The organism is uncultured Marinobacter sp. (assembly GCF_963974375.1).
Taxonomy (GTDB): Bacteria; Pseudomonadota; Gammaproteobacteria; order Pseudomonadales; family Oleiphilaceae; genus Marinobacter.
On the sequence record NZ_CAXBDN010000355.1, the window covers coordinates 1 to 3,360 of the forward strand.

The 3,360-nt window shown below is 59.6% G+C and carries 3 protein-coding genes and 1 pseudogene; 2 read left to right on the forward strand and 2 right to left on the reverse strand.

The genetic code is table 11. The features are described 5' to 3' along the window. On the reverse strand, positions 1 to 311 hold a 311-nt coding region (locus AAC035_RS19880), incomplete at its 3' end, for a hypothetical protein (RefSeq protein ID WP_339806860.1). Between the two features lie 34 nt (positions 312 to 345). On the opposite strand from AAC035_RS19880, the gene AAC035_RS19885 reads away from it, so the two are divergent. Beyond that, positions 346 to 867, forward strand: coding sequence for a putative molybdenum carrier protein (locus AAC035_RS19885; protein ID WP_339806861.1), 522 nt, complete (start codon positions 346 to 348; stop codon positions 865 to 867). 74 nt (positions 868 to 941) lie between these two features. On the opposite strand, the pseudogene AAC035_RS19890 reads toward AAC035_RS19885, so the two are convergent. Further along, positions 942 to 1,388 (reverse strand): annotated as a pseudogene (locus tag AAC035_RS19890) (IS66 family transposase zinc-finger binding domain-containing protein); the annotation flags it as partial. A gap of 380 nt (positions 1,389 to 1,768) precedes the next feature. Here AAC035_RS19890 and ltrA point away from each other — a divergent pair. After that, the gene (gene ltrA / locus AAC035_RS19895; RefSeq protein ID WP_339806862.1) at positions 1,769 to 3,130 is read left to right on the forward strand and encodes a group II intron reverse transcriptase/maturase; all 1,362 of its coding nucleotides are present in this window, start codon (positions 1,769 to 1,771) and stop codon (positions 3,128 to 3,130) included. Positions 3,131 to 3,360: the final 230 nt, after the last annotated feature.

Here is a 3,360-nt window from a genome sequence, read left to right on the forward strand (position 1 = left end):
GGAAGACCTGTTTCTCTATAGCCCTTGGTATGGGCGGTTTTCAACGATTGCCAACGACTGGTGGGCACAGAGGTGTCCGGGTTGGGGTGACCCATTTCGGACAATGTGACCGCTGCCCCAGGGGCAGGAATATCGACTGAGTTCCAGCATGCCAGAAAAAGATCGGCGTTTAAAATGTCCGGTTTGGGGTGACCGATATCGGGCGCGTATAAGCTAAACATAAGCAAGCTACGTTGTTTTCCGACCGTAAAAGCGGCAAGTCCTCTAAGGAGAGCAGGGTATTTTAATAGAGGAGGTGATGCTATATCCATACTGGTATCGCTTTGTAGCTATAGCCAGGCCCCTATGAGCATCAATAACCGAACTCCAACACTACTTTCCATCGTCAGCGGCGGCCAAACCGGCGCTGACCGTGCAGCGCTTGATTCCGCGATGAGCCACGGCTTTGCTGTTGCAGGTTACTGCCCAAAAGACAGGCTGGCCGAGGATGGCGTGATACCGAGCCGCTACCCGCTGGAGGAGGTACCCGGTAGTTACAGAGCGCGAACCAGAAAGAACATCCAGGCCAGCGATGGCACTGTGGTTTTTTATCTCGATGAAATCGAGGGAGGCACTGCGTTGACAGTCTCTCTGGCTCTGAAGGAGCGGGTGCCATTGAAGCTGATCGACCTTGGTGCCGTCGATGTGGCAATTGCCGCTCAAAAGCTCTGCGAATTTTGTGAGTACCACCAAATCGCCACCTTGAACGTGGCCGGCCCGCGGGCGTCCAAATGCCCGAGGGTCTATAGCTATGTGTTCGACGTCATGGGCAGGCTGGTAAATGGCAGAGCATCTGATCATACAGGTGACAACCGTTTTGATCAGTAGCGGTCAGCTGCGTGAAGCCAGCATGTTGTTCCCCACCACAAGCCGGTTGATGGGACGTTGGTAAGTCAGGCAGGCGGCAGATGGTCGGCGTACTTGGCCACCAGTACTTGAGCCAGCAGGCCGGCGGTGGGGATGCCCTTGTCGATGACCTGCGGTGGCACCGGTGCCTGGATCAAGGTCTCGCACTGGTCACAGGCCCACTTGCCGCGGATGTGGCGCTCGACGGTGAACTCGCCCGGGACGTAATCCAGCTTCTCACTGACATCCTCGCCAATACGCTTGAGCTGACAGCCGCACTGGCACTGAGTATTGTCCGGTTCGTGGTGGATCAGGGGACGGGGCAGTTCTGGTGGCAGTGGGATGCGCTTGGGTTTTTGCTTTGGCCGGGCCGCCTTCTGCTCCTCAGTCATCGCCTGTTCTAGCTCGGCTTCGATGGCGGCCAGGTCGCTGTCGATCAGTTCGTCCAGCAGTTTTCCCTGAACCGCATCCAACTGCTCGCTACGCCGAGCGTATTTGGTGCGCCCGGCATGGGCGCACTCCTGGAGGTGCAAGTCCTCCCGTGAGCTGGCCGCAGCGAACGAAGTGAAGCGCAACTGCGGAAGGGCGACCGACCGTGGGGAGGAAGCGTGGAGCATAAACCGTGAGCCGATGAACAAGAACCGGATACGAGGCACTGCCGAGCAGGGCGAGCGGGCTAGAAGCCGCGAAGCTCTCGTGGCCAAGGCGAGGGGGTGTAAATCCGGCGGTTGTGCGGTGAAGGAGTGCGTTCTTACCCGGGGAGATCTCGCCTTATGCCTGAAAGGGCGACGTGGCAACACGGAGCGAGAAGTCAGCAGAGGCCATAGTAGCCGCTTGGTCAGGGCGAAGGGCTGAACGAGAAGGAGCGTCAAACGCCTTGTCGATGAGCACTGTAACGCATCAGATGCCCGCGTCAGCGGGGCGGGTCGCAACAAGGGAAGGTGAAGCCTTGCCGGACGTGACCAGTGATGAAACAGGACTCCCGCGACGAGAACCGGAGGACGCAGGGCGAAACCTGCTTGAGCAGGCCTTCGCACGAGAGAATATGCAGCGGGCATGGAAGCGCGTGAAGGCGAACAAAGGATCGGCAGGTGTGGACGGGCTGGATATTGCCCAAACCGCGGAACACCTGCGATGGGTGTGGCCGGAGCTTCGCCAGCAACTGCTGAGCGGCTCCTACCAACCACAACCCGTTCGTCGGGTAGGCATCCCGAAACCGGACGGCAGTGAGCGGGAACTGGGTATCCCCACCGTCACCGACCGTCTGATTCAACAAGCACTGCTGCAAGTGCTGCAACCTCTGATTGACCCCACCTTCAGCGAGCACAGCTACGGCTTCCGTCCGGGCCGTCGGGCCCACGATGCGGTGCTGGCTGCGCAACGCTACGCCCAACAGGGCCGCCATATCGTGGTGGACGTTGACCTGTCGAAGTTCTTCGACCGGGTTAATCACGACATCCTGATTGACCGCCTGAAGAAACGCATAAATGACTCCGGAGTCATCCGGCTGGTGCGTGCGTATCTGAACGCGGGCATCATGGATGGCGGCGTGGTCATGGATCGGCATGAGGGCACGCCGCAAGGCGGGCCGTTGTCGCCGTTACTGGCGAACATTCTGTTGGACGAGGTGGATAAAGAGCTGGAACGTCGGGGGCACTGCTTCGCCCGTTACGCCGATGACTGCAACGTTTACGTTCGCAGTGAGAAGGCGGGAGAACGGGTGATGCGCCTGCTACGCCGGTGTTACGACAAACTGCGCCTGGTGATCAACGAATCCAAAAGTGCAGTCGCCAGCGTGTTCGGTCGCAAGTTCCTCGGCTATACCGTGTGGCAAGGGAGGAACGCAGAGGTCCGACGCGCGGTATCCACCAAGGCGTTAGAGGCGTTCAAGCTCCGGATCAGGCAGCTGACCCGGGGGTCAGGTGGTCGCAGCATGGCACAGGTGGTGGAGAAGCTCCGCAGTTATCTGCTTGGCTGGAAAGGGTACTTCAGGCTGGCACAAACGCCACGCATCTGGCGATCACTGGATGAGTGGATACGTCGCCGCCTGAGAATGCTCCACCTCCGGCACTGGCGACGGGGCAAGACGATCTACCGGGAGCTGACCCGCCTGGGAGCGAGTTCCTGGGTGGCGGAATCCGTGGCGGCGCTGAGTCGTCGCTGGTGGCATAACAGTCGCTCTGCCATCCATCATGTACTGACCATTGCCTACTTCGATCGGTTGGGCGTGCCGAGACTCTCGTGAAACCTCAACTTCTCGAACCGCCCGGTGCGGACCCGCATGCCGGGTGGTGTGGGAGGGGCGGAACCTATTGGTTCCCCCCTATCCCGATTGGCGCTTGAGAATGGCCACTTCGTGGGTCAGCTTCTCGATGACCGCATCACGGTGCGACAATGCCCGCTCCTTGTTCTCGACACGATCGAACAGTTCCGTGGCAAGGGCACGGAGCTGATCGGCAGAGAGTTGGTCGAGAT